This is a genomic window from Micromonospora parva (assembly GCF_000718515.1).
GTDB classification, from domain to species: Bacteria; Actinomycetota; Actinomycetes; order Mycobacteriales; family Micromonosporaceae; genus Micromonospora; species Micromonospora parva.
Window position 1 is genome coordinate 1 of sequence record NZ_JNZS01000001.1, and the last position, 26238, is coordinate 26238.

Genomic DNA, 26238 nt, shown 5'->3' on the forward strand with positions numbered 1-26238 from the left:
GGGCGGGACGGCACGAGGGCGGGGCGGGGCAGGGTGGCGGGTTTGTGCCATGACGTAACTGCGTCGGGGTGTGGGGGTGCGGTCGGGGCGGGTGTTACGTCGATGCTGTGGTGCGTACCACTTCTCGACACAAAGAGGTCACCGTGGCTCTGTCTCACCGGCGTCGCCGATCCGGGCTGATCGCCCTTGGCGCCGCCCTCACCCTGGCGGCCGGGTTCACCCCACCCGGCGCGGGAGCGGCCGCCGCCCCGCCGAACCACCCCGACCGCCCGGCGGGCCTGCCCCCGGCCGCCGCCGGGCGCGCGTCCACCGTCACCCTGATCACCGGTGACACGGTCACTGTCACCACCGCGGCGGACGGCAGCACGGTGTCGACAGTGCGCCGACCGGACGGCAGCACCCCGAGCTTCCACCGCACCGTGCGCGACGGCGACACCTACGTCTACCCGGACGCCGCGCTGTCCTACGTCACCAGCGGCCTGCTGGACCGGCAACTGTTCAACGTCACCGACCTCATCGCCGACGGCTACGACGACGCGCACACCGACGCGCTCCCGCTGATCGTCACGATGACCGACGCGGCGGCCCGCAACCGCACCCGGCCCGCACTGGACGGCGCCGAGCTGGTCCGACCGTTGGACAGCGTGCAGGGCGCGGCGCTGACCCGCCAACGCGCCACCGCCGACCGGTTCTGGACCGCGCTCACCGCCGGCTCGACCCGACGTACGGGCGACGCCCCGACCCTGGCCAACGGCATCGCGAAGGTCTGGTTGGACGGCCGGGTGCACGCCGACCTGGCCGAGTCCACCGCGCAGATCGGCGCGCCGACGCTGTGGGCCGAGGGCAACACCGCCGCCGGTGTCGACGTCGCAGTGCTCGACTCGGGGGCGGACGCCGAACACCCGGACCTCCTCGGCCAGATCGCCGAGTCCAGCAGCTTCGTGCCGTCGGAGCCCGACATCCTCGACTACAAGGGCCACGGCACGCACGTCGCCTCGACGATCGCCGGCACCGGCGCCGCGTCCGGTGGCGCCGAGCGGGGTGTTGCCCCCGGTGCCCGGCTGCACATCGGCAAGGTGCTCAACAGCGAGGGCAGCGGGCAGGATTCCTGGATCATCGCCGGCATGGAGTGGGCGGCCCGGGAGCAGAAGGCCCGGGTGGTCAGCATGAGCCTGGGTGGCGAGTCCACCGACGGCAGCGACCCGATGAGCCAGGCGGTCGACCGGCTCAGCGCCGAGACCGGCGCCCTCTTCGTGATCGCCGCCGGCAACAGCGGCCCGGCCACGATCGGCAGCCCGGGTGCCGCGAACTCGGCGCTCACCGTCGGCGCCGTCGACGCCACCGACCACCTCGCCGACTTCTCCAGCCAGGGCCCACGCGCCGGCGACGGCGGGCTCAAGCCCGAGATCACCGCCCCCGGCGTGGACATCCTGGCCGCCCGCTCGCATTTGGTGCGGGGCGGCTCCGGTGACTACACGCTGATGAGCGGCACGTCGATGGCCACCCCACACGTGGCCGGCACGGCCGCGCTGGTCGCCGCCGCGCACCCGGACTGGACCGGTCAGCGCATCAAGGAAGCGCTGGTCAGCACGGTCAAGGCCACCCCCGGGTACACCCCGTACCAGGCGGGTGCCGGTCGGGTCGACGCGGTGGCCGCCGCGCACGCCACCGTCTTCGCCACCCCGAGCGCGTACTCCGGCTTCCAGGCGTGGCCGCAGCAGCCGGGCATGACCGTCGACCGCACCGTCACCTACACCAATGTCGGCGGCACGCCGGTCGCGCTCAAGCTGGCCCTCGACGCGGCCACGGCGCCGACCGGTCTGTTCGCGCTCTCCGCCGACCGGGTCACCGTGCCGGCCGGCGGCACCGCCACCGTGACGGTCACCGCCGCGTACGACAAGCTGCCGGTGGAGAAGCAGGTCAGCGGCATGATCGTCGCCACCGACGACGCCGGTGCGGTGCGTGGCCGCACCCTGATCGGGGCCGGCAAGGAGGGCCAGCGGCAGAACCTGACGCTGGTCGCCAAGGACCGGGACGGCAAGCCGCTCGTCGGCAAGGTCATCCTCACCGCCGACACCCTGTTCACCGCCGTGGACCTGCCCGAGAGCGGCACTGCGACGCTGCGGCTGCCGGTGGCGAGCTGGAACGGTTGGATCTCCGCGGACGTGCGCGGTGTGCACGGGCCGCACTCCAAGGGCATGGCGATGCTCAGCTTCACCGACGTCAACCTGGACACCGACCGCACCGTCACCCTGGACGCGCGTGCCGCCCGGCAGGTGCAGGCCCGGGTGCCGCAGGAGGCCACCGCCAGTGCGCTGCGGATGGACATCCACCGGTCCACGAAGAACGGTCTCACCGAGAGTCAGGTGCTGCCCGACGACTCGTACGACAGCATGTGGGCGTTGCCGACGAGCCGTCCGGTCACCGACGGCGAGTTCGAGTTCGGCGCCCGGTGGCGGCTGGAGCAGCCGGCGTTGACCGTCTCGGCGGGCGGTCGCTCGTACGACGATCTGTTGGTGAAGCGAGCCACCCCGGCGCTGCCGGCCGGTCGTCGTCAGCTGGACGCGGTCTATGTCGCTGACGCGTCGGCGGCGGGGCTGGCCAATCGGCCGGTCCGGGACCGGGCCGTGGTGGTGCGCCGCAGTGACAGCGTCGACATCGCCACCCAGGCGCGGGCCGCCGCGGCGGCCGGGGCGAAGCTGCTGCTCGTGGTGAACGACGGCATCGGTCGGCTGCAGCCCTGGGACGAGTTCGCGTGGAGCCCGGAGAGCCCGGCCCCGGTGACAGTGGCCACGCTCGGCGCGGACGAGGGTGGGCAGCTCATCGCCGCGCTGGAGCGCGGCGCGGTGCGGCTCACCGTCGAGTCGCACCCGGAGACCACCTACCTGTACGACGTGGCGCACCACTGGTCCGGCACAGTGCCGGCCGACCCCACCTACCGGCCCACGAAGCGGCAGTTGGCCCGGGTCGACGTGGAGTTCCGCAACTACCGGCAGGGCAAGGCGTTGGAGTTCCGCACCGACGTCTGGCGCGGTTGGGCGTCCAGCAACCAGGAGCCGGCCCCGGCGCAGGGCCGGCGAACCGACTGGGTGAGCGCCGACCAGCGGTGGATCGACGACGCGTTCATCGCCGGCGAGACCGGTCAGCACCTGCAGGCGGTGACGACCTACCCGGCGGGCAAGCCGAGCGCCGTCACCTGGTTCGGGCCGATCCAGCGACCCCGGATGGGTGGCGGCTACGTGCCGGTCCGATACCTGGACACCGTCTACCTGCCCGCACCCGGGTGGGGCGACGGAGGCGGTCACATCGGTGAGGCGTACGCCAACTACGACATGGTCAACCGGACCACCCTCTACCAGGGTGACCAGGAGCTGAACTGGGGCAACGCCGAGTACCTCCAGGTCTCCGGGCTGGCGTCTCAGCGGCTGCCGTACCGGCTGGTGGTGGAGAACGACCGGGCCGCCTGGAGCAACCCGTACTCCCGGCAGACCCGCACCGAGTGGGGCTTCACCTCGGCGGTGACGGGGGAGGAGTCGGCCGAGGTGCTGCCGATGATCCAGCTGGACTACCAGGTGGACATCGACGCCGCCGGCCGGGCGGCGCGGCGGGCACCCTTGACCGTGGTCGCCTCCCACCTGCCCGACGTCAGCGGCACTGTCGGCGCGGTGACGGTGGAGGTGTCCTACGACGACGGGGCGAGCTGGCAGAAGCAGCGGCTGACCCGGCACGGCGACGGCTGGCGTACCTCGCTGGCCGCACCGGCGACGGCCGGCTTCGTGAGCCTGCGCACCACCGCGCGCGACGCCGCCGGCAACACCGTGAGCCAGCGCATCACCAGGGCGTTCGGCCTGCGCTGACGCCACTGTGGCCGGCCGTCGCCGGGGGCGCCTCGGGCACCCCGGGCGGCGGCCGGTGCCGTCAGTCCCGCTCCTGCGTCAGCTGCTCCCAGTCGGTGACGACCGGTAGCAGCTCCCCGGCCAGCCAGGCGCGGCTCTGGTCGTCGTGGTGCGGGTCGCCGGGCACCCCGCACGCGCCCAGCGGGACCACCCACCGGCTGTCGCTGCGGCGGGCCAGGTCCCAGACGAAGCGCGCCGCCGGCCCCCGCAGGCACCAGTGGGTGACCCCGGGCACGCTGGAGGTGGCCAGCACGCAGTCGTGGTCACCGTCGAGCCGGGGACCGGGCCCGGCGTCCGCGCCGGGCAGCGCCCGCCACAGCGCCAACCGGTGCAGGTCACCCCAGGGCACCTGCCCGGCGGCCGCGTCGCCGGCCTCCTCGGCCGCCGCGCTCACCAGCGCGCCGATGTCCACACCGGGCGGCGGGGTCGCGCCGAGCAGATGCTCCAGCGCGTAACCGACCCGCGGCGTCAGCGCCAGCCAGGGCGCGAACACCTCGGGGTACGCGGGCGGCTCGGCCAGCGCGGCCAGCGCCGGGTGGGCGGCGAGCCGGCGGACGACAGCCGCCCGCAGGATGGCGTAGGCGGCCGCGTCCGTGCTGTCGGCGGCCATCCGGCGATCCCAGGACAGCAGCCGGTCGCGCAGCGCGGCGGCGGCCGGGCCGAGCCCCGTCGACTCGGCGAGGACGGCCAGCAGCGGCCCGGCCGCGCCCAGGTACGTGTCGGTGTGCACAGCGGCCATCTCGTCGGCCGTCCACGTCGCCCGGGCGTCGAGCAGTTCGGTGATGCGGTGCGCCCGGTGCGGTGCGGCGAACTCCACCCCGAGCGGGGCCGCCAACCCGCGCTCGTTGGCCATCACCGCCCGACCGGCCACCTCGGCGCGGGGCATCGGCGCGTGCCAGCCCTGCCAGGCGTGCGCGGCGTCCCACCCGGGGACCACCCGCCGGCCGTTCTCCGGGTGCCGTACCGGCACCGCCCCGGCGACCCGGTGCAGCAGCCCTCCGGCGGTGTCCGCCGCCTGCACCACGTTGACCGGCTCCACCCAGTGCCGCAGCGCGTGATCCACGTCGGACACCGTGCGGGCGCGCAGCAGCTCCGGCAGCGTCGCGAAACCGCTGTCACCCCGGACCCGGGGCGGGTAGCGCAGGCTGAGCGCCGTCTCGTCGTCGGGCCCACCGGCGATCACCGGACCACGATCGGTCTCCACCACCTCGACCTCGACCGGGTCGGCCCCGGCCACCTCGATCGTCTCGACGTGCCGGTGCGCCGGTCGCCAGCCGTCCGGGCCGAGCGCCTGCACCCGCAGGCCGTCGCGGCGCAGCCGCTCCGCGTACACGTCCTGGTAGTCGGCCATCGCGTTGGTGATCGCCCAGGCCACCTCGCCGGTGTGCCCGAAGTGGGCGATGCCCGGCACGCCCGGCACCGCCAGCCCGATGACGTCGTACTCCGGGCAGGCCAACCGGATCTGCTGGTAGACACCGGGATCCTCAAGGAACCGGTGCGGGTCACCGGCGAGCAGCGCGGCCCCGGTGCCGGTGCGCTCGGCGGCGAGCAGCCACCCGTTGCTGCCGGCCACGGCCGGACCGTCGGTGGCGAACAGGTCGACCCAGTCCGGCCCGAGCCGCTGCGCGACGTGCTCGCGCCAGAGCTTGCCCGGGAACCCGGCGAACAGGATGTGGTGGCCCAGCCACACCGCGAGCGGTGTCCACGGCTCCCACCGGCCGGGGCGAAGCCCGGTGGCGGCGAACTCCGGCGACCGGGCAGCCCCGGCGGCGAGAGCGGCGTTGACGCCGTCCACGTAGGCGCCCACCCACTCGGCGGTCGCCTTGTCCAGCGCCGCGTGGCAGCGGCGGGCGGTGTCGTCGAGCCGGACCTGCCGGACGAACCGGTCCCAACCGAGCGCGTCCGGGCCGAGGAACGCCGCGCTGGTGCCCCGGGCCCGGTGCCGTTCCACCTCGATCTGCCAGGCCCGGTCGTACGCGGTCACCCGACCCTGCGCCGCCGCCAGGGCGAGCGGGTCGTCGGCCCGCAGGTGCGGCACCCCCCACGGGTCGCGGAAACGTTCTGTGCTCACGCCGGCTCCGGGGCCAGGGTGGTGGCCCGGCGTCGGGCCGCCGGGACGACCAGCGGGGTGCCCGTCTCCGGGTCGTCGATGACCCGACAGGGCAGACCGAACACCTCCGCCACCAGGTCGGCGGTGACCACCGACGACGGCTCCCCGGCGGCCACCACCCGCCCGTCGCGCATCGCGATCAGGTGGGTGGCGTAGCGGGCGGCGTGGTTCAGGTCGTGCAGCACCGCGACCAGGGTGCGTCCCTGCTCCTCGTGCAGCCGGGCGCAGAGGTCCAGGATCTCGATCTGGTGGGCGATGTCGAGGTACGTGGTCGGCTCGTCGAGCAGCAGCAGCGGCGTCTGCTGCGCCAGCGCCATGGCGATCCACACCCGCTGCCGCTGCCCGCCGGACAGCTCGTCCACCGCCCGGTCGGCGAGGTCGTCGACACCGGTCGCGGCCATCGACTCCTCGACCACCCGTTCGTCCTCGCGTGACCACTGCCGCAGCAGCCCCTGGTGGGGGTAACGGCCCCGGGCGACCAACTCGGCGACGCTGATGCCGTCCGGCGCGATCGACGACTGCGGCAGCAGACCGAGCGTCCGAGCCACGGTGCGGGCCGGCAGGTCGTGGATGTTGCGGCCGTCCAGCAGCACCGCACCAGCGCTGGGACGCAGCATCCGCGACAGTGCGCGAAGCAGCGTCGACTTGCCGCACGCGTTCGGGCCGATGATCACCGTGAAGGAGCTGTCGGGCACCGCCACGGTCAGGTTCTCGGCGATGGTGCGCTGGTCGTAGGCGAGGGTCAGCGCGGTGCCGCCGAGCCGGGAATCGCCGGGTCGCATGGGTGCTCCTTCGAGGGTGTCGCGGGTCTTCACAGCCGGCCCGCCCGGCGTTCCACGGCCAGCAGCCAGACCAGGTAACCGCCGCCGATGACGCCGGTCACCACGCCGACCGGCAGCTGGTGCCCGTCGAACGCGCGTTGGGCCAACAGGTCGGCGCCGGCCAGCAGCGCCGCGCCGACGGTCATCGACGGGACCAGGTTCGGGCCCGGTGCCCGGGTCAGCCGTTTCGCCACGTGCGGGGCGACCAGCGCCACGAAGGACACCGGCCCGGCGGCGGCCGCCGCGAACGAGACCAGCAGCACGGCGGCGGCGAGCAGCGCCAGGCGCAGTCGGCGTACCGGCACGCCCAGCGCGCTGGCCGCGTCGTCGCCCAGCTCCATCATCCGCAGCGCCGGGGCGCAGCCGACGAGCACCAGCGGCGCCAGCACGACCAGGACGGCGAGCAGCGGCCCGGCGTTGGCCCAGCCCCGCCCGTCCAGACTGCCGGTGAGCCAGAGCACCGCGCGGGCGGCGTCCATCAGGGGCGCCCGGGTCAGCAGGTAGCCGTTGACGCCGGTCAGGATCGCGGCCACCCCGATGCCGACCAGGATGAGCCGGTAGCCGTGCACTCCGCGCCGCCAGGCCAGCGCGTAGATCAGCAGGCCGGTGCCGAGCCCACCGGCAACCGCCGCGCCGGCCAACGCCAGGCTGCTGCCGCCCAGGACGACCACCACCAGCGCGCCGGTCGACGCGCCCTGGGTGAAGCCCAGGATGTCCGGGCTGCCCAGCGGGTTGCGGACCAGGGACTGGAACACCGTGCCGGCCAGCGCCAGCGCCGCACCGACCAACAGGGCGGTGACCAGCCGGGGCAGGCGCAGGTCGTACACGATGAACTGTTCCGCCACGGTGCCGCCGCCGGTCAGCGTGCGCAGCACGTCCGCCGGCCCCATCGGGTAGTCGCCGCTGCCCAGGGCCACCAGGCCGAACCCGGCCGCGAGCAACGCCGCACCGGCACCGACGCCCAACGCGCGGGGCCGGAACCGCACCGACAACCCCCCAGGGGTACGGATGACGCTCATGGTTGGGCCACCCGTCGGCGGGTGACCAGCCACAGGAAGAGCGGACCGCCCAGCACGGCGGTCACCATGCCGACCTGGAGTTCTCCCGGTCGACCCAGTACGCGGCCGAGCACGTCGGCGCCCAGCAGCAGCGCGGGCGCGAGCACCGCGCAGTACGGCAGCAGCCAGCGTAGGTCCGGGCCGGTCAGGGCGCGGACCAGGTGCGGCACCAGCAGCCCGACGAAGACGATGGGGCCGCACGCGGCGGTCGCGGCGCCGCAGAGCAGGGTGACCGCGACGATCACGGCGGCGCGGATGAGCGCGGGTCGAGCGCCGAGGGCGCGCGCCGCGTCGTCGCCGAGCGCGAGCGCGTTCAGCGGGCGGGCGGCACCGAGCGCGACCAGCAGCCCGATCACGATGAACGGCAGCACCCGGGTGACGGTCGCCGGGTCCGCGCTGGCCAGCGAACCGACCGTCCAGAAGCGCAGCCGCTCCAGCGACGCGGTGTCCAGCAGCATCACCGCGCTCACGTAGGAGTAGAGGGTGGCGTTGAGCGCCGCCCCGGCCAGCGCCAGCCGGGCCGGGGTGGCGCCCCGTCCGCCGCCGACGGCGTAGACGAGCGCGGTCACCGTCGCCGCGCCGAGCAGCGCGAACCAGACGTACCCGCCGACGGCGGTGACGCCCAGGAACGCGGCGGCGGTGGCGACGGCCGCGGAGGCACCGGCGTTGATGCCGAGCAGCCCGGGGTCGGCGAGCGGGTTGCGGGTGAGGGCCTGCATGATCGCGCCCGCCACACCGAGGGCGGCACCGGCCAGCAGCCCGAGCAGGGTGCGGGGGAGGCGCATCCGGTGCACCACCGCGTACTCGGCGGCGTCGCGGTGCAGCAACCCGGACCAGGCGTCGGCGAGCGGCATGGCCTTCGCGCCGACCGCGATGCTGAGCACCACGATCACCGCGAGCAGGGCCACGGCGGCGACCAGTCCGCCGGCGCGGGCCGCTCGGCGACCACGCCGGCTCGGGGGTGCGACAGCGCCCCGGGTCGACACGGAACGTGTCGGCCGGATGGCGGTGGGTGTGGCGTCCAGTGTGGGCTCCGGGGTGGTGGCGAAACGGCGAACCGCTGTTGACAATGACCGAGGTTAGGCTAACCTAACCCCGCTGCCCTGGTCGAGCCCGGCCAACCCCTGATCGAAAGACACCACCATGCCCGATGCCCTGTCCGCCCGCCGTCTCTCCCGCCGTGGTCTCCTGGCCGCCGGTGGCGCCGCCACGCTCGCCACCCTGCTCGCCGCCTGCGGCACCGGTGACGCCCCCAAGCCCGCTACCGGCAACGGAGGCGGCCCCTGGTCGTTCACCGACGACCGGGGCAGGAAGGTCGAGGCGCCGGCCCGCCCTACCCGCGTGGTGGCCTTCACCGGCGTGGCGGCCGCACTGATCGATTTCGGTCTCGACAAGCAGCTCGTCGGCGTGTTCGGTGAGACCAAGCGTGCCGACGGCACGGCCGACCCACAGGCCGGCGACCTGAACGTCGAGGGCGTCGAGATCCTCGGCAACGTGTGGGGCGAGTTCAGCCTGGAGAAGTACGCGGCGCTGCGCCCCGAACTGCTGGTCACCCACATGTACGACCCGGACGCGCTCTGGTACGTGCCGGACGAGAGCAAGGACAAGATCCTCCCGCTGGCGCCCAGCGTGGCGGTCACCACCGCCCGGGTGCCGATGACCAAGCCCATCGAGCGGTACGCGGCACTTGCCGAATCGCTCGGCGCGGACCTGTCCGCCAAGAAGGTCACCGACGCGAAGGCCCGCTTCGACGCCGCCGCCGAAGCGGTCCGGCAGGCCGTCAAGGCCAACCCCGGCATCAAGGTCATGGCCTGCTCGGGCAGCCCCGACCTGTTCTACGTCTCCAACCCCAAGGTGAGCACCGACCTGATGTACTTCGCCGAGCTGGGCGTCGACATCGTGGTGCCCACCAAGCTCGAAGCCGGCGACTACTTCGAGGCGCTGAGCTGGGAGAGCGCCGGCAAGTTCCCCGCCGACCTGATCCTACTGGACAACCGCAGCACCGCGCTGCAGGCCAAGGACCTCACCGCCAAGCCGACCTGGCAGCAACTGCCGGCGGTGAAGGCCAACCAGGTGAGCGCCTGGGACGCGGTGCCCCGCTTCTCGTACGCCGGCTCCGCGCCGCTGCTGGAGAACCTCGCCACCGCCATCCGGAACGCGAAGAAGGTCAGCTGACGAACACCGCACCTACCCGAGGCGCACCGCCGCGCCTGGGGTGGGTTCCGGCTGCCCTCGTCGAGAACGTGGAAGGACATTCCGTGACCGTGCCGACGTACCCCGTCGAGACCACCACGCCGCCGCCGTCGGCATCGACCACCGCGCGGGCCCAGCTGCTGCACGGCGGCTCGGTCGAGCAGTACCGCCGGACAATCGCCGACGGCGTCGACCGGGTCGCCCGCCGGGTGGCGACAGTGGACCGTCCCGGCACCGGAATCACGCCGACCGAGCTGGCCCCCCTGGTCGACCGGGTCGACCTGGACCGTCCACTGGGCGACGCGGGCGCCGCGCTCGACGAGCTGGAGAACGTCTACCTGCGCGACGCCGTCTGGTTCCACCACCCCCGCTACCTGGCCCACCTCAACTGCCCGGTGGCCATCCCGGCGCTGCTCGGCGAGGCGGTGCTCACCGCCGTGAACTCCTCCCTGGACACCTGGGACCAGAGCGCCGGGGCCACCCTCATCGAGCGCCGGCTGATCGACTGGACCGCCGAACGGATCGGCCTCGGCCCGCACGCCGACGGCATCTTCACCAGCGGCGGCAGTCAGTCCAACCTGCAGGCGCTGCTGCTGGCCCGCGAGGAGGCGTGCGTCGGCGCCGTCGGCCCGTCGGCACGCGCCGAGCTGCTTCCCCGGCTGCGCGTGCTCACCTCCGCCGCCGGTCACTTCAGCGTGCAGAAGTCGGCCAAGCTGCTCGGCCTCGCCCCGGACGCGGTGATCGCGGTACCCACCGACGCCCGGCGACGGATCCGGCCGGCCGCCGTCCGCGCGGAGATCGCCCGGTGCCGGCAGGCGGGGCTGGTGGTGATGGCGGTCGTCGGTACCGCCGGCACCACCGACTTCGGTTCGATCGACCCGCTCACCGAGCTAGCCGAGATGTGCGCGACGACCGGCGTCTGGCTGCACGTGGACGCCGCGTACGGCTGCGGTCTGCTCGTCTCGCCGACGCGCCGGCACCTGCTCGACGGCATCGAGCGGGCCGATTCGGTGACCGTCGACTTCCACAAGTCGTTCTTCCAGCCGGTCAGCTCCAGCGCCCTGCTGGTCCGCGACCGGCGGGCGCTGCGGCACGTCACCTACCACGCCGACTACCTCAACCCGGCCCGGATGGTGGAGCAGCGCATCCCCAACCAGGTCGACAAGAGCCTGCAGACCACCCGCCGCTTCGACGCGCTGAAGCTCTGGCTCACCCTGCGGGTGATGGGCCCGGACGCGCTCGGCACGCTCTTCGACGAGGTCGTCGACCGGGCCGCCGACGCCTGGCAACTGGTCAGCGAGGACCCACGCTTCGAGGTGGTGACGCGCTCCGAGCTGAGCACCGTGGTGTTCCGCTACCTGCCCACCGGCCCCGGCCGGGACCTGGCCGACGCCGCGAACCTGCACGCCCGGGAGGCCCTCGCCGCGTCCGGTCTCGCCGTGGTCGCCGGGACCCGGGTCGACGGCCGGCACTTCCTGAAGTTCACACTGCTCAACCCGGAAACCACTGTCGACGACGTCGGGTACGTGCTCGACCTGATCGCCACCCACGCCGGGCGGTACGTGCACGACCACGTCACCGCCGACCTGACCTGCCCCGTCGGCTGACGCCGGTGACCACGAACCCGCGCCTGGAGACCCCGATGTCCACCCACGACTTCGTCGCCATCGGATTGGGCCCGTACAACCTGGGCCTGGCCTGCCTCACCGCGCCGATCGACGAACTCGACGGAGTGTTCCTGGAGGCCCGGCCGAGCCTCGCCTGGCACCCCGGCATGCTGCTGGAGTCGGCCCGGTTGCAGACCCCGTTCATCGCCGACCTGGTCAGCCTCGCCGACCCGACGTCGCCCTTCTCCTTCCTCAACTATCTGAAGGAGATCGGCCGGCTCTACCCGTTCTACATCCGGGAGAGCTTCTACCCGTTGCGCAGCGAGTACGACGCGTACTGCCGGTGGGCGGCGGCGAAACTGCCGAACCTGCGTTTCGGTCAGACCGTGACCACAGTGGAGTACGACAGCACTGACGAGCGGTACGTGGTGCGGGCCGCCACCGGCACGGGGGAGACCGTCGAATACCGGGCCCGGCATCTGGTGCTCGGCACCGGCACCCCGCCGCACCTGCCGCCGGCCGTCGCCGGACTGCCCGGCGACGCCGTGCACAACTCCCACTACCTGGAGCACCGCGCGGCGCTGCGCACCAAGCGCAGCATCACCGTGGTGGGCAGCGGGCAGAGCGCCGCCGAGATCTACCAGGACCTGCTCGGTGACATCGACCGGTACGGCTACCAGCTCAACTGGGTGACCCGCTCACCGCGGTTCTTCCCGCTCGAATACACCAAGCTGACGCTGGAGATGACCTCACCGGACTACGTGGACTACTTCCACGCGCTGCCCGAGGCGACCCGCTACCGGCTGGAGTCCGCGCAGAAGGGCCTGTTCAAGGGGATCAACGCCGACCTGATCAACGACATCTTCGACCTGCTCTACGCGCTCAGCGTCGACGGACCGGTGAACACCCGCCTGCTCACCAACACCGAGCTGGTCAGCGCCGAGCACCAGGACGGTGGGTACACGCTGGGGTTGCGTCAGGTGGAGCAGGAGCGCGACTTCACGCTGCGTACCGAGGGCCTCGTCCTGGCCACCGGCTACCACTACCGGGTGCCGGAGTTCCTCGCGCCGGTGCGCGACCGGATCCGCTGGGACGCGCACGGCCGCTTCGACGTGGCCCGCAACTACAGCATCGACCACAGCGGACGGGGCATCTTCCTGCAGAACGCGGGCACCCACACGCACAGCATCACCTCACCGGACCTGGGTATGGGCGCCTACCGCAACTCCTGGATCATCTCCGAGCTGCTCGGCCGGGAGCACTACCCGATCGAGAAGAGCATCACCTTCCAGGAGTTCGGGGTGTCGTCGTGACCACCGCCTTCACCCGCGTCGACGAGCGGCTCGGCGAGTTCGCGCTGCGGCCGCTCGACCCGGACGCCGACGCGGCGCTGCTGCACGGCTGGGTGACCCACCCGAAGGCGGCGTTCTGGCTGATGCAGGACGCCGACGAGGCCCAGGTGGCCGAGGAGTACCGGCGGATCGCCGGGCACCCGCACCACGACGCGTACCTCGGGCTGTGGCGGGGGAGCCCGGCCTTCCTCGCGGAGCGCTACGACCCGGCCCACGTCGAACTTGTCGGCCTCTACGACCACCAGCCCGGTGACGTGGGCATGCACTTCCTCTGCGCGCCGGTCGGCACACCCGTGCACGGCTTCACCCGGGCGGTGATCGGCACCGTGATGGCATGGCTCTTCGACGATCCGACGACCCGACGGGTGGTGGTCGAGCCGGACGTGCGCAACACGGCCGTGCACGCGCTGAACGCCGCCGTCGGGTTCACCGTCGTCGGACCGATCGCCAAGCCGGAGAAGGACGCGCTGCTCAGCGTCTGCACCCGAGCCCAGTTCCAGGCCGCCGCCGACCGTGCCGCCGTCGACCCCGCCGCCGCCACCCGAACCGAAGGAGCCCCGGCGTGACCACCACCGCCGCCCCCAGCCACCCGCCCGTCGCCACCGCGTACCCCGCCTCCGGCGACCCGGTCGGGCACCTCACCCCGCAGCGGTGGGCCCGGGCCAACCGGCTGCTGGTCCGCAAGGCGCTCGCCGAGTTCACCCACGAGCGGCTGCTCACCCCGCAGGCCGTGGCCGGCCCCGACGACCGGCAGTGGTACGAGATCCACAGCGACGACGGCACTGTCAGCTACCGGTTCGCGGCGCGGGTACTCGCCCTGTCCCACTGGCAGATCGACGCGGACAGCATCACCCGGCACCGCGACGGCACGTCGCTGGCACCGGACGCGGTGGACCTGATCGTCGAACTGCGCGACACCCTCGGGCTCTCCGCGCGGGTGCTCCCGGTCTACCTGGAGGAGATCACCTCCACCCTGGCCGGTACCGCGTACAAGCTGACCCAGGCCGCGCCGAGCGCCGCCGAGCTGGCCGAGGCGGACTTCCAGACCATCGAGACCTCGATGACCGAGGGCCACCCCTGCTTCGTGGCGAACAACGGTCGGCTCGGCTTCGGCGTCGACGAGTACCACCGGTACGCGCCGGAGGCCGCCGCTCCGGTGCGGTTGGAGTGGCTGGCCGCGCACCGGGACCACTCGACGTTCAGCAGCGCCGCCGACCTCGACTACGACACGCTCATCGAGGGCGAGCTGGACGCCGGGACCCGGGCCCGGTTCGCGGCCACGATGACCGATCTCGGGCTGGACCTCGCCGACTACCACCTGATCCCGGCGCACCCGTGGCAGTGGTGGAACAAGCTGGCCGTCACCTTCGCCGGTGAGCTTGCCGAGCGTCGGCTGGTGCACCTCGGCCCCGGGCCGGACGTGTACCTCGCCCAGCAGTCCATCCGCACCTTCTTCAACGTCAGCGAGCCGGGCCGGCACTACGTCAAGACCGCCCTGTCGGTGCTGAACATGGGCTTCATGCGGGGGCTGTCGGCGGCGTACATGGCGGCCACCCCGGCGATCAACGACTGGCTGGCCGACCTGATCGCCGGCGACGAGGTGCTGACCGGCACCGGGCTGACCGTCATCCGGGAGCGGGCCGCGGTGGGTTACCGGCACCGCCAGTACGAGGCGGCGACCGACCGCACCTCCCCGTACCGCAAGATGTTGGCCGCCCTGTGGCGGGAGAGCCCGGTGCCCGACCTGGCGCCGGGGGAGCGACTGTCCACCATGGCCGCGCTGCTGCACGTCGACGACGAGGGCCGGGCGCTCGCGGCGGCACTGATCGCCCGGTCCGGCCTGGCACCCGAGGTGTGGCTGCGCCGCTACCTGGACGCCTACCTGACCCCGCTGCTGCACAGCTTCTACGCGTACGACCTGGCCTTCATGCCGCACGGCGAGAACGTCATCCTGGTCCTCGACGAGCAGGACACGGTCCAGCGGGTGATCTTCAAGGACATCGCCGAGGAGATCGCGGTGATGAGTTCCGACGTCGAGCTGCCGGCGGCGGTGGAGCGGATCCGCGTCGAGGTGCCCGACGACACCAAGCTGCTCAGCATCTTCACCGACGTGGTGGACTGCTTCCTGCGGCACCTCAACGCGGTCCTGGTCGAGGCAGGTGTGCTCGCCGAGGACGACTTCTGGCGTACGGTCGCGGCCTGCGCCGCCGACTACTTCGACCGGGTGCCACACCTGGCCGAGCGGGTCCGCCACTACGACCTGTTCGCGCCGGAGTTCACGCTGTCCTGCCTCAACCGGCTGCAGTTGCGCGACAACCAGCAGATGATCAACCTGGCCGATCCGTCGGCGGCACTCCAGTTCGTCGGCACGCTCACCAACCCGCTGGCCGCCCACGCGCCGGCCCGGTGACCGCGAATCGCGGTTGATCATTGTTGCCGTCAGCGGGTGCAATAGGCGGATGGGAGTCCTGAGCACCGCCAGCCTGTTCGCCGCCACAGTGACCACCGGCCTGACCGCCGGGTTGTTCGCCGCCTTCGCGTACGCGGTCATGCCGGGTCTGGCGCGTACCGACGACCGGACGTTGGTGCTCGCCATGCGGCGGATCAACGAGTCGATCCTCAACGGATGGTTCGCGGTGTGCTTCGGCGGCGCGCTGCTGTTCACGCTGCTGGCGGCGGCGCTGCAGCTCGGTGCCGGGCGTCGGACGGTGTTGCCGTGGGTCGCCGCCGCACTGCTGCTGTACCTGGTGGTGCTCGGCGTCACCGCCGTGGTCAACGTGCCGCTCAACAACGTGCTGGCCCGCGCCGGCGACGTCGACGACGGCACCGACCTCGCCGCCCTGCGGTCGCGTTTCGAGCTCACCTGGGTACGCGGCAACGTGGTCCGGGCCGTCGCGTCGACCGGCGCCTTCGGGTTGCTGGCCTGGGCGCTGGTGGCGCAGGGCCGGCTGTCCGGCTGAGCCGGGTGAGTGACCGACCGGGCCGCCGCCGGCTCAGTCGGTCGGCTCCGCGGTGCCGGCGCGCTGGAACGCGAGGGCCAGTTGGGTGAGGTCGAAGCCTTCGAAGTGCTGCAGGAACCGGCGGCGTACGGCGGCCAGGTGGCTGGGCCAGGACTCCGTCAGGCGGGCGAAGCCGGCGTCGGTGAGGACGGCGTTCCAGCCGCGCGCGTCCTCCTCGCACCGTTCCCGCCGGACCAGCCCCTGCGTCTCCAGCCGGATGATCGTGCGGGTCATGCCGCTGAGCGAGAGGTGGCAGAGCGCTGCGAGCTCGTTCATCCGCATCCGCCGCTCCGGCGTCTCGGAGAGGTTCATCAGCGCGGTGTACTCGGTGAGTGGTAGCTGACGGTCACCGACCATGTCGGCGTCGATCACGCGGGGCAGCACGTGCATCACCTGGCCCAAGGCGCGGACCAGGGCTTCCTCGTCCGGGCTGAGGGGTTGCGGAGTCGCTGCTGAGGGATCGGGCATCCTCATATCATACTTGTTTGACTGAGCAAATGCTTACCCTCCGTGTGACCACGCCCATAGGGCACATATTTGCTTGACCAATCAAGCACCGGTTAGCGTTCCCGTCGTCCGGCACGCACCTCTGAAAGGCACCACACATGACCAGGATCGGGATCATCCTCGGCAGCACCCGCCCGGGGCGTAACGGCGAGGCCGTCGCCCGCTGGGTGCTCGAGATCGCCAAGCAGCGCTCCGACGCGGAGTACGAGCTGATCGACCTGCTCGACTACCAGCTGCCGCACCTCGACGAGGCGTACCCGCCCTCAATGGGCCAGTACAGCCAGCCGCACACCAAGCGGTGGGCCGAGACGATCGCGTCGTTTGACGGGTTCATCATCGTCACCCCCGAGTACAACCACTCGACCTCGGGTGCCCTGAAGAACGCCATCGACTTCCTCTACGCCGAGTGGAACAACAAGGCCGTCGGCTTCGTCAGCTACGGCTCGGTCGGCGGCGCGCGCGCCGTGGAGCACCTGCGTCTGATCTCCGGCGAGCTGCAGATGGCCGACGTGCGCTCGCAGGTCGCGCTGTCGCTCTTCACCGACTTCGAGAACTTCAGCGTCTTCAAGCCCGGCCCGTTCCAGCAGGACGCGCTGAACACCACCCTCGACCAGGTTGTCGCCTGGAGCGCGGCGCTCGCCCCGCTGCGCAAGGGCTGAGCGTTCGCTGATCCGGATACGGCCGCGGGGGATCCCGCGGCCGTATCCGGGCATTCAGGCCAGCCGTGCGCCGGCGAGCAGGTCCAGCGAGAGCTGCCACAGTCGGGCCGCCGCCACCGGATCGGTCGCGTGGTCGGCCACGCCTCGTAGCGGCGTCTCCGGGCTGTGGCGTACCGCCTGCTCGCAGTCCTCGAAATACCGGCCGCCGATGCCCGCCAGATGCGGCCCCGCGGCAAGCAGCACAGAGGTCGCCGCGCCCTGCTGCGGGGTCTTGAAGTCGTACGCCGGAAGGCTCGCGTAGTCCTCCTCGGTGAGGTGCCGCCCCAGGTTCGTGGCGACGGCGCCCGGGTTGGCCGCGTTGACGGCGATGCCGTCGTCGGCCCAGCGCCGGTTCGCCTCGACAGCGAACAGCGCGGTGGCGGTCTTCGACTCACCGTAGGCGAGGAGACGGTCGTAGGGGCGTTCCCGGAAGTTGACGTCCTCGAAGACCATCGGGGCCTGAACGTGGGCGATGGAGCTCAGTGACACCACGCGGGCCCGACCGGCGCTGGCGAGTGCCCGGTGCAGCCCTGTGGCGAGTGCGAAATGGCCGAGGTGGTTCGTGGCGAACTGCAACTCCCAACCCTCCGCGGTCCGCATCTCGGGGGTCGCCGACACCCCGGCGTTGTTGACCAGCATGTGCAGGGGCCCGTCCCAGGCGGCGACGAAAGCGGCGACCGACCGTTGGTCGGACAGGTCCAACGACGCGACCCGGACCAGCCGGTCCACGGCCCCGGTGCCGATCTCCCGAGCGGCCCGTTCTCCGGCCCGCACGTCCCGTACCGCCAGGGTCACCTCGGCGCCGGCCATGGCGAGCGCCCGGGCGGTCTCCACGCCGATGCCCGAGGAGGCGCCGGTGACGATGGCGCGCTGCCCGGTCAGGTCGACACCGGCCACGACGTCGGTGGCGGTGGACCGGGCGTTGAACGGTGTGGTGACGCGTGTTTCAGCCATGATCGACTTCCTTGTGTCGGGTGTTCCCGGATGGCGATACCGGCCCGCCGTACTGGCGTACGGTGTCGCGGTTCAGCCCTGCCCACCGATCGTGCGCGGTGGTCTGCGCGGACGGCCAACACGCTCTTCCTGACGTGGCTACAGTCTGTTCCTGTGGCCACGCCCGAGCTGCGCCAACTGCGGTATTTCCTGGTCCTCGCGGAGGAGCTGAGTTTCACCAGGGCCGCCGCCCGCCTGATGATCGCCCAGCAGTCGCTGTCGCAGCAGATCACCGCCCTGGAACGCGTCCTCGGGGCGAAGCTGTTCGACCGTGACAGCCGTGGCACCACCCTGACCGACATCGGCGCCCTGTTCGTTCCCGAGGCGCGCGCCGTGACGGACCGCGCCGAGCAGGCAGTCACCGTCGTGGGGCGGGCCCTGCGGGGTGAGGTCGGGACCCTCCGGCTCGCCTTCCTGACCACCGTCGCCAACCACCTGCTGCCCCCGGTGGTCCGGGCGGTCCGCCACCACCTCCCCGACCTGCACCTGGCCACCGAGTCCACCAGCATCGCGCCCCTGGTCCAGGGCGTCCTCGGCGGGCAGTACGACGTGGCCTTCACCCGGACCCCGCTCGTTCCCGGCCTGGAGTCGAGGAGACTGACCACCGAACCGGTCTGCGCGGTGCTGCCAGAGGGCCACCCGCTCGCCGGGCGGGCCGAGTTGACGCTCGCCGACCTGGCGAACGAACAGTGGGTCATGACGCCGCGCAGCTCCTGGGAACCCTGGCACCGCGCCTACCAGGACCAGTTCCGGGAAGCGGGCTTCGAGCCGACCGTCGTTCAGGAGGAGGCCGGCGTGCAGAGCCTGCTCGGCCTGGTCGCCGCCGGACTCGGCGTCACCCGGCTCGCCTGCTCGGCGGCGAGTCTGCGCCGCACCGGCGTGGTGTTCGTCCCGCTGACCGGCGCGTACGCGCACACCGAGATGGTGTGGTTGGCGGGCAACACCGCCCCGGCGCTGCACCGGTTCCTGGACGTGGTCACGGAGCTCGCGGCGACGACCGACCTCACCAGCACCGGCTGACGGCGAGGCGGTCGGCTCACCGGGTCGCGAGGTGGTGGGTGGTGCCGTCGGCGACGGCGTGCAGCTTGTCAGGGTTGGCGACGGTGTGGATGGTGGTGATCCGGCCGTCGGCGTCGAGGTCGAAGCAGACGGTGGCGACCACCCGGCCGACACCGCTGAACACCAGCCCCGGCGCCCCGTTGATCTCGACCAGGACAGCGCGCATGTCGTGCGGCTGAACGCCCTGGTAGGTGACGGTGCCGATTGCCGCGAACCAACCGGCGACCGTCTCCGCGCCCCGGATCGGACGCAGGGCCTGGCGGACCTTCCCGCCACCGTCGGTCCACAGCGTCACGTCGGGGGAGAGCAGCTCCAGCAGGGTGTTGAGGTCGCCACCGGTCGCGGCGGCGAGGAGCCGCTCGGTGACCCCGCGCTGCTGGGACCGGTCCGCGGTGAAGCGTGGCCGCTGGCCTCGCACATGTTCGCGAGCACGGTGAGCGGTCTGGCGGACCGCGGCCTCGGAGCGTTCCACCGCCGCCGCGATCTCCGCGTGGCTGAAGTCGAAGACCTCCCGCAAGACGAACACGGCGCGTTCGAGCGGGCTGAGCGTCTCCAGCACCACCAGCATCGCCATCGACACGGACTCGGCGTCGGTGACGGCGTCCCCGTCGCTCAGGACGGGCTCGGGCAACCACGGCCCCACGTAGGTTTCGCGTTGCTGCCGGGCCGAACGCAGGCGCTGCACCGCCAGGTTCGACACGATCCGAGCGAGGTACGCCTTCGGGTCGGCGACCTGGGCGCGGTCCGCCGAGGACCATCTGATCCAGGCGTCCTGCACCGCGTCCTCAGCATCGGCCGCGCTGCCGAGGATCCGGTAGGCCACCGAGAACAGGAGGTTGCGATGGCGGTGGAACACCTGCTCGTCGGCGTCCGGCGGGCGCGTCACCGGGCGTCCCGCAGGCGGGTGAAGCGCCCGCCGCGCGGCCAGAACGCACCGGAGGAGGGCCTGGGTTGCCTGCCGCGCAGCGTGCGGGCGATCGACACCGCCGCGTGCACACCGGTCGGCATCCCGCTCTGACAGGTGCCGTGCAGCACCCCGTAGCCCTGCCGGACCGCGGCCGCGTCGCCGACCGCGTACACCTCGGGGTGCGACACCGACCGCAACGTGGGGTCGGTGACGACGCGACCGCGATCGTCGACGGTCAGCCCGGCGGCGGCCGCCAGCGGCGCCACCCGGGTACCCCCGGTCCAGAGCACGACGTCGGCCGCGAGAGCCTCCGCGCCGGCCAGCTCGACCCCGTCGGGTCGGACCCTGCTGACCGCCGTTCCGGTGACGACCTGGACGCCCAGGCGGGTCAGCGCGGCCCGCAGGTACGCCCGGACCTTCGGGCTCATGCTCGCCCCGGGATCCTGCCGACCCACCAGCGTGACCCCGAGCCCCGGGTGCCGTTCGGCGATCTCCGCGGCGGCCTCGACGCCGGTCAACCCGCTGCCGACGACGACGACCCTGCCGGTGCCGAGCCGGGTCAGCCGGTCCGCCAGGGTGGTCGCGCCGCTCGGGCTGTCCAGGGTGTACGCGTGCTCCTCGACGCCCGGCACCGCCGCCGTGTCGGTCACGCTGCCCAACGCGTACCTGCACGTCGGCCCGCCTGGTCCGTGCCGCGAGCTGGGTCGCCGCGGCCATGCCCGCGTAGCCCGCGCCCAGGATCAGAACGCGGTGCGTGCCCGCCGGGACCTGCCGTTGCGATGTGCTCATTGTTTCGCCTCTCTGATCGGATTGACGACCACGAGATGCGTGCCGCTGGTTGATCCGTGGCATCGCCGCGATGTGACGCCCGCCACGGGCAGTGTCGGACGGCCGCCTTCACTACCCTTGGCGTGATGAGCCGATCTGCCACCGCTGGTCGGGCTCCGCTCTGGCGGGACCGGACCTTCGGCACGTACTGGATCGCGCAGTCGCTCTCGGCGGCCGGCGACTCGTTCGCCTACCTGGCGGTGCCGCTGCTGGTGCTCCAGGCGACCGGGTCGGTGGCGCAGATGGGCCTGCTCACCGCCGTCGCGGGCGCGGCGTCCGTCGTCGCCGGGATCTTCGGCGGGGTGCTGGTCGACCGGTACGACCGTCGCACCCTGATGATCGCGGCGGACCTGACCCGGTTGGTGCTCTACGCACTGGTCCCTCTGGCGTGGCTCGCCGGCCCGCAGGTGTGGCTGCTCTTCGTGGTGCTGCCGATCTGCGAGGCGGCCGGCATGGTGTTCCAGGTCGCCGCGGTGACAGCGGTCCGCAACCTGGTCGACCGCGACCGGATCACCGAGGCCAACGGCCGGTTGCAGGCGACGTACGCGGCGGCGGCGGTCCTCGGCCCGCTGCTCGCCGGGGTGGTGGCGGCCCGCTTCGGTCCGCCGACCGCCATCGCCGTCAACGCGGCGAGCTTCGCGCTCTCGGCGGCCGGAATGTGGCTGATCCGACTGCGCCCGGTGCAGGTGGACGAGGCGGTGGCCCGGCAGCGCCCGCTGGCCGAGTTCCTGGCCGGGGCGCGGTTCCTGTGGCGACAGCCCGTGCTGCGGGCGTTGACCGTCCTGTTGTCGGTCTTCATCTTCCTCACCTACGGCTTCGTCGACGTGCTGATCTACCACGTCACGCACGACCTTGGCGGCTCCGAGGGCACCGTCGGCACGGTGCTCGGCCTGGCGGCGCTGGGCACGGTCGCCGGTGCGCTGCTGGTGGCCCCGTTGCGTCGCCGTCGGGGCTTCGGTGCCACCTGGATCGGCGCGCACACGATCTGCGGGTTCGCGGTGGCGGGTGTCGGCATCGCCACGACCGTGCCGGCGGTCACCGCGCTCACAGCGGTGTACCTGTGCTGCCTCAGCATCGGCGGGATCTGTTCGATGTCGCTGCGCCAGGAGATCACCCCCGACCATCTGCTCGGTCGGGTCACCTCCGCGTTCTGGAGCACCCACTACGCCCTCGGCCCGGCCGGTGCCGTCGTGCTGACCTGGGCCGCTGGCCGCTACGGTGCTCCGGCGGTCACGCTCGCGGCGGGCGCGGGATGTCTGCTGGTAGCGGTCGGCGGCCTCTTCACCCCGATCCGTCGCGCCGGTGGGGAGGCAGCCGCTGGACAACCCGGACTGCACCCGGCACCGGCCGGAGGCACCGTTGGTGGTTGAGACGCTATGGAGCTGATGCCGTAAACGATTCACACGGTGGCGACGGTGCTGCCGGTGGCGATGGCGCCGGTGCGGCCGGTGGTGGTCCGGCCGGTGGCGACGGTGCGGCCGTTGGGGACGGTCCGGGCGTTGGCGGTGGTCCGGCGGAGACGGTCCGGCCGGTGGCGATGGCGCCGGTGCGGCCGGTGGTGGTCCGACCGGTGGCGATGGCGCCGGTGCGGCCGGTGGTGGTCCGACCGGTGGCGATGGTCCGGGCGGTGGCAATGGTCCGGGCGGTGGCGGCGGCCCGGCTAGGGGAGCGGACCCGGCGGTGGGAGACGACTCGGGCAGCCGGCCAGCAGCCGATTCGTTTGCGACATCAGCTCCAAAGGCGCCGACCACCAGTACCGCTCCGACGGCGCCGCGTGGTCAGAACTCCTGGTACATCACGTGCAGGCCGACCCGGCCAAGGGTGGGGTGTCGGAACGCGCCCGGCACGGTGCCGACCACCGCGAAGCCCTCGCGCTGGTACAACTCCACCGCCGACCGGTTCGTCTGCACCACGGCGTTGAACTGCATGCCGGCGTACCCCTGTTGGCGGGCCCAGGTCAGAGCCTCGCGGCACAGCGCGGTGCCCACGCCCCGGCCCTGGTTCTCGGCGGCGACCATGAAACTTGCGGTGGCGACGTGCGCACCCGGCCCGGGTCGGTTGGTGCCCATCTTCGCGGTGCCGAGCACCCGTTGGCCGTCGACCGCCACGACGGTCCGGCCCGGTGCCGCCTCAACCCACATGCCGTACGACTGGTCGGCGGTCATCGTCGGGTCGTAGGGGAAGGTCTCCTGTGCCCGGATCACCTCCTCGATGATGGGCCACACCTGCGACCAGTCCTGGTCGACGAACTCCCGAATCAGCACCGGGGGAGGTTAAGCCGCGGGCGAGCCCCGGACAAACAGTTATCCGCTGGTGCATCCGGGCGGCACACCCGGTGCGAAGCATTCATCGTGACGAGACGTCACGGATCCGGCCGCTTCGACGAAAGGCCCGCTGATGAAGATCGCACGACTCGCCGCCCGGATGGCGGTGGGCGCCATGGCCACCGCGCTGGCCACCACCGCCGTCGCTGTGCCGGCGGCTCAGGCCACCGGCAAGCCCAAGCCGCTCGGCACCACGTCCCTCGCCCAGGTGCTCACCAAGGACAAGGGCGGGTTCGACCGCAACTCGCGGGACTTCGACGTGCTCACCGCGGCCGTGCTGGCCGTGCTGGAAGCCAAGCCGAACTCGCCGGTCAAGGTGCTCACCGACGGCACCGTGGCGCTGACCGCGTTCATCCCCACCGACGCGGCCTTCCAGCAGTTGGTCCGCGAGATCACGCAGGCCAAGAAGCTGCCGAGTGAGAGCGCGGCCTTCACCGCGGTCGCCGGGCTCGGCATCGACACCGTTGAGTCGGTGCTGCTCTACCACGTGGTGCCGGGCGCCACCATCGATCGCAAGACGGCGGTCCGGGCCGACGGCACGGACCTGACCACCGCGCTCGGCTCCACGGTGGAGGTCGACGTCCGTACCTACCTGTACTTCTTCCGCCAGGTGCGGCTGGTCGACGCCGACACCAACGACCGTGACGCGCGCGTCGTCACCTTCGACGTCAACAAGGGCAACCGGCAGATCGCGCACTCCGTGGACCGGGTGCTCCGCCCGATCGACCTGCCCTGACCGGCGGCGGGTGGCGTCCGACCACGCGTCGGACGCCGCCCGCGACGGCCGTCAGCCCGAGGCGAGGGCGGCGATCTCCTCGTCGAGCAGGGCGGCCAGCTGCGCGTACCGCCCGGGATGGCTCTGCGCGGTCATCCCACGGCTGGGCATCTCCACGGTCATCAGCAGGTACAGGTGCAACCGGTAGAAGGCGAGCCGGCGGCGGGCCGACGCGTCCAGCACCAGCGGCCGCGGTGCGGCGGCCTGGTAACCGCGCAGCAGCGGGTGCTCCGGGTCGTCCTCGACGCGTTGGAAGAGCCGCGGCGAGACCAGGTCCAGCAGGGGGTCGCCGTAGAGGAACCGCTCGCCGTCGACCAGGCCACAGAGCCGCAACCGGCCATCACCGTCGGGTGCCGCCAACACGTTGCCGTCCCAGCAGTCGAAGTGCAGCAGCGCCGGGCGGCGCACCTCGTCCAGCACGTCGGCGTGCCGCCCCAGTAGTTCGTGCAGGCGCTGCGGTGTCACCGGCAGTTGGATGTCCCAGTCGGCCGCGTCGGCCAGCAGTTCGTCGAGCATCGCCGTGAACGCCGCCCGCCAGGTCGCGCCGGCGGCCCGGCCGCCGTCGTAACCGAACCGGTCACCGGTCACCTGGTGCAACGCGGCGAGAGCCACCCCCAGGTCGTAGCGCGCCGGGCCGTCGTCGACCGCGCCACCGGCCTCGGCCAGGTCGAACAGCGACCGGCCGGGCAGCAACTCGGTGACCAACCACTCGCCGTACGCCGGGTCGGTGCCGTGCCACAGCACCGCGGGCACGGGCACCTGCGGCGCCCGCTCGGCGACGAGCCGGAAGTATCGATCCTCGGCGGCGCAGAGCCCGCGCTCGTAGCGCAGCTGCGGCGTCTCGGCCGACGGAGCCAGCTTCAGCACCACCCGACGGCCGTCGTCGAGCAGCGCCCACCAGACCGTCGCGTACCCACCCCCGGTCAGCGGACCAGCGTCGCGGACCCCGGCGCCCGGCCCGAACGACGCGCCGACCAGGTATGCCACATCGGCGCTGGTGAGGGACTGTTGGGTCGGGCTGACGGCGGTCACGACGTGGTGTCCCCCCGCCGGGCCCGTGGCGCGGAGCCCGCGGTGGCGCGGGTGGAACGGGGGACGGGGCCGGCGGTGTCGCGGCGGATCAGCTCGGCGGGGAGCACCTCGACCCGGGGCGCCGCGGCCCCGGGGCCGAGCACCAGGGACATCGCCCGCACTCCCATATGGACCAAGGGTAGTCGCACGGTGGTCAACGCGGGGGTCACGTCCCGGGCGATGGGCATGTCGTCGAAACCCAGCACCGACACCTGCTGCGGCACCGCCAACCCGGTGGTGCGCAGGGTGGCGAGCGCGCCGATGGCCATCGAGTCGTTGAGCGCCACGATCGCGGTCAACTCCGGGTCGGCGTCGAGCAGTCGGGCGGTGGCCTCGGCACCACCGTCGCGGTCGAACTCCGCGTAACGGATGCGTCGTTCGGGCAGCTCACGGCCCTGCTCGGTGAGCGCCTGCCGCAGACCGGCCAGCCGGTCGGTCGTGGTGGTCAGGATGCGCGGGCCGGCGATCACGCCGATCGCCCGGTGCCCCAGGCCGCACAGCTCCCGCCCGGCCAGGTAGCCGCCGGCCCGGTTGTCCGGCATCACCGCGTCGCCGGAGTGCTCGTGCCGGCCGATCACCGCCACCCGCCCGCCGGTGGCCTCGTACGCGGCGAGCTTCTCGTTGAGCTGCCGGGTGAACGCCTCGTCGTGGTAGCCCGAGCCGGCCAGGATCAGCGCCGCCACCTGGTGGCCGCGCAGCAGCTCCACGTACTCCAACTCGCGGTCCGGGTCCCGGTAGCTGTTGCAGATCATCAGCAGCCGGCCCTGGTCGGTGGCGACCCGTTGCAGCCCTCGGGTGATCTCCGCGAAGTACGGGTCGGAGACGTCGTGCACGATCACCCCGACCGCGCTGCGGTGCGAGCGGGCCAGCAGTTGGGCGTGCGCGTTGGGCACGTACTGCAACTCGGCGACGGCGGCGAGCACCCGCTCGCGAAGCTCGTCGGTGACCGGTTTGCTGCTGCCGTTGATGACGCGGGAAGCGGTGGCGGGTGAGACGCCCGCCCGGCGGGCCACATCGGACAGGGTCGCCATGGCCCGCCC

At 72.6% G+C, this 26238-nt stretch carries 22 protein-coding genes; 11 read left to right on the plus strand and 11 right to left on the minus strand.

All coding sequences use genetic code 11. The features are described from left to right. The first annotated feature begins 143 nt into the window (after positions 1-143). On the plus strand, positions 144-3857 hold the full coding sequence (locus IF22_RS0100005) for a S8 family serine peptidase (RefSeq protein ID WP_030327342.1): 3714 nt from the start codon (positions 144-146) through the stop codon (positions 3855-3857). Between the two features lie 61 nt (positions 3858-3918). Here the strand turns inward: IF22_RS0100005 and IF22_RS0100010 are convergent, their stop codons facing one another. From IF22_RS0100010 to IF22_RS0100025, 4 genes are read right to left on the minus strand one after another with little or no spacing between them, the layout of a single operon-like run. Further along, positions 3919-5967, minus strand: coding sequence for a penicillin acylase family protein (locus IF22_RS0100010; protein WP_030327344.1), 2049 nt, complete (start codon positions 5965-5967; stop codon positions 3919-3921). After that, positions 5964-6788: an ABC transporter ATP-binding protein gene (locus tag IF22_RS0100015; protein ID WP_030327346.1), complete on the minus strand. Its 825-nt coding sequence runs from the start codon at positions 6786-6788 to the stop codon at positions 5964-5966. Before IF22_RS0100015 ends, IF22_RS0100010 begins: the two co-directional genes overlap by 4 nt. Before the next feature lie 29 nt (positions 6789-6817). Then, positions 6818-7846 (minus strand): FecCD family ABC transporter permease, encoded by a 1029-nt coding sequence (locus IF22_RS0100020; RefSeq protein ID WP_030327348.1) that lies wholly within the window; start codon positions 7844-7846, stop codon positions 6818-6820. Then, the gene (locus IF22_RS0100025; protein WP_030327349.1) at positions 7843-8955 is read right to left on the minus strand and encodes a FecCD family ABC transporter permease; all 1113 of its coding nucleotides are present in this window, start codon (positions 8953-8955) and stop codon (positions 7843-7845) included. The genes IF22_RS0100020 and IF22_RS0100025 overlap by 4 nt, the downstream gene beginning before the upstream one ends. A gap of 73 nt (positions 8956-9028) precedes the next feature. Here IF22_RS0100025 and IF22_RS0100030 point away from each other — a divergent pair, with 73 nt between their 5' ends. The 6 genes from IF22_RS0100030 to IF22_RS0100055 all read left to right on the plus strand — a co-directional run bounded on the left by IF22_RS0100030 (position 9029) and on the right by IF22_RS0100055 (position 15997). Continuing rightward, a complete protein-coding gene (locus IF22_RS0100030; protein ID WP_030327351.1) occupies positions 9029-10060 on the plus strand; it encodes an ABC transporter substrate-binding protein in 1032 nt (343 codons plus the stop codon). A gap of 83 nt (positions 10061-10143) precedes the next feature. Continuing rightward, positions 10144-11685, plus strand: a complete 1542-nt coding sequence (locus tag IF22_RS0100035; protein WP_051708061.1) for a pyridoxal phosphate-dependent decarboxylase family protein — start codon at positions 10144-10146, stop codon at positions 11683-11685. 35 nt (positions 11686-11720) lie between these two features. Continuing rightward, positions 11721-12998, plus strand: coding sequence for a lysine N(6)-hydroxylase/L-ornithine N(5)-oxygenase family protein (locus tag IF22_RS0100040; RefSeq protein WP_030327352.1), 1278 nt, complete (start codon positions 11721-11723; stop codon positions 12996-12998). Next, entirely contained in the window at positions 12995-13603 is a 609-nt protein-coding gene (locus IF22_RS0100045) for a GNAT family N-acetyltransferase (protein WP_036410436.1), read from the plus strand. The genes IF22_RS0100040 and IF22_RS0100045 overlap by 4 nt, the downstream gene beginning before the upstream one ends. Continuing rightward, positions 13600-15447: an IucA/IucC family protein gene (locus IF22_RS0100050; RefSeq protein WP_081883625.1), complete on the plus strand. Its 1848-nt coding sequence runs from the start codon at positions 13600-13602 to the stop codon at positions 15445-15447. Before IF22_RS0100045 ends, IF22_RS0100050 begins: the two co-directional genes overlap by 4 nt. A gap of 49 nt (positions 15448-15496) precedes the next feature. After that, positions 15497-15997 carry an anthrone oxygenase family protein gene (locus IF22_RS0100055; RefSeq protein WP_030327356.1) on the plus strand — a complete coding sequence of 167 codons (501 nt, stop codon included), beginning with the start codon at positions 15497-15499 and terminating at the stop codon, positions 15995-15997. Positions 15998-16030: 33 nt separating this feature from the next. On the opposite strand, the gene IF22_RS0100060 is transcribed toward IF22_RS0100055, so the two are convergent. Then, entirely contained in the window at positions 16031-16504 is a 474-nt protein-coding gene (locus IF22_RS0100060) for a MarR family winged helix-turn-helix transcriptional regulator (protein WP_030327358.1), read from the minus strand. Between the two features lie 137 nt (positions 16505-16641). Between IF22_RS0100060 and IF22_RS0100065 the strand changes: the two genes are divergently transcribed. Beyond that, positions 16642-17202 (plus strand): NADPH-dependent FMN reductase, encoded by a 561-nt coding sequence (locus IF22_RS0100065; RefSeq protein ID WP_030327360.1) that lies wholly within the window; start codon positions 16642-16644, stop codon positions 17200-17202. A 54-nt stretch (positions 17203-17256) separates the two neighbouring features. Here IF22_RS0100065 and IF22_RS0100070 read toward each other — a convergent pair whose 3' ends face one another. Continuing rightward, positions 17257-18195: an SDR family NAD(P)-dependent oxidoreductase gene (locus tag IF22_RS0100070; protein WP_030327361.1), complete on the minus strand. Its 939-nt coding sequence runs from the start codon at positions 18193-18195 to the stop codon at positions 17257-17259. Between the two features lie 153 nt (positions 18196-18348). On the opposite strand from IF22_RS0100070, the gene IF22_RS0100075 reads away from it, so the two are divergent. Continuing rightward, complete coding sequence (locus IF22_RS0100075) at positions 18349-19254, plus strand: LysR family transcriptional regulator (protein ID WP_030327363.1); 906 nt, start codon at positions 18349-18351, stop codon at positions 19252-19254. A gap of 16 nt (positions 19255-19270) precedes the next feature. On the opposite strand, the gene IF22_RS0100080 is transcribed toward IF22_RS0100075, so the two are convergent. Together IF22_RS0100080 and IF22_RS32725 are read right to left on the minus strand one after the other, a co-directional pair. Next, complete coding sequence (locus tag IF22_RS0100080) at positions 19271-20179, minus strand: RNA polymerase sigma-70 factor (protein ID WP_030327364.1); 909 nt, start codon at positions 20177-20179, stop codon at positions 19271-19273. Beyond that, on the minus strand, positions 20176-20850 hold the full coding sequence (locus tag IF22_RS32725; RefSeq protein ID WP_051708062.1) for an NAD(P)/FAD-dependent oxidoreductase: 675 nt from the start codon (positions 20848-20850) through the stop codon (positions 20176-20178). The genes IF22_RS0100080 and IF22_RS32725 overlap by 4 nt, the downstream gene beginning before the upstream one ends. A 264-nt stretch (positions 20851-21114) precedes the next feature. On the opposite strand from IF22_RS32725, the gene IF22_RS0100090 reads away from it, so the two are divergent. Further along, a complete protein-coding gene (locus IF22_RS0100090; RefSeq protein WP_030327365.1) occupies positions 21115-22398 on the plus strand; it encodes an MFS transporter in 1284 nt (427 codons plus the stop codon). A 408-nt stretch (positions 22399-22806) separates the two neighbouring features. Here IF22_RS0100090 and IF22_RS0100095 read toward each other — a convergent pair whose 3' ends face one another. After that, positions 22807-23292, minus strand: a complete 486-nt coding sequence (locus IF22_RS0100095; protein ID WP_030327366.1) for a GNAT family N-acetyltransferase — start codon at positions 23290-23292, stop codon at positions 22807-22809. 133 nt (positions 23293-23425) lie between these two features. On the opposite strand from IF22_RS0100095, the gene IF22_RS0100100 reads away from it, so the two are divergent. Then, positions 23426-24088, plus strand: a complete 663-nt coding sequence (locus IF22_RS0100100) for a fasciclin domain-containing protein (protein ID WP_030327368.1) — start codon at positions 23426-23428, stop codon at positions 24086-24088. A gap of 51 nt (positions 24089-24139) precedes the next feature. Here IF22_RS0100100 and IF22_RS0100105 read toward each other — a convergent pair whose 3' ends face one another. Together IF22_RS0100105 and IF22_RS0100110 are read right to left on the minus strand one after the other, a co-directional pair. Continuing rightward, on the minus strand, positions 24140-25159 hold the full coding sequence (locus IF22_RS0100105; RefSeq protein WP_030327370.1) for a phosphotransferase family protein: 1020 nt from the start codon (positions 25157-25159) through the stop codon (positions 24140-24142). Continuing rightward, positions 25156-26229: a LacI family DNA-binding transcriptional regulator gene (locus IF22_RS0100110; protein WP_030327371.1), complete on the minus strand. Its 1074-nt coding sequence runs from the start codon at positions 26227-26229 to the stop codon at positions 25156-25158. Before IF22_RS0100110 ends, IF22_RS0100105 begins: the two co-directional genes overlap by 4 nt. Positions 26230-26238 lie beyond the last annotated feature (9 nt).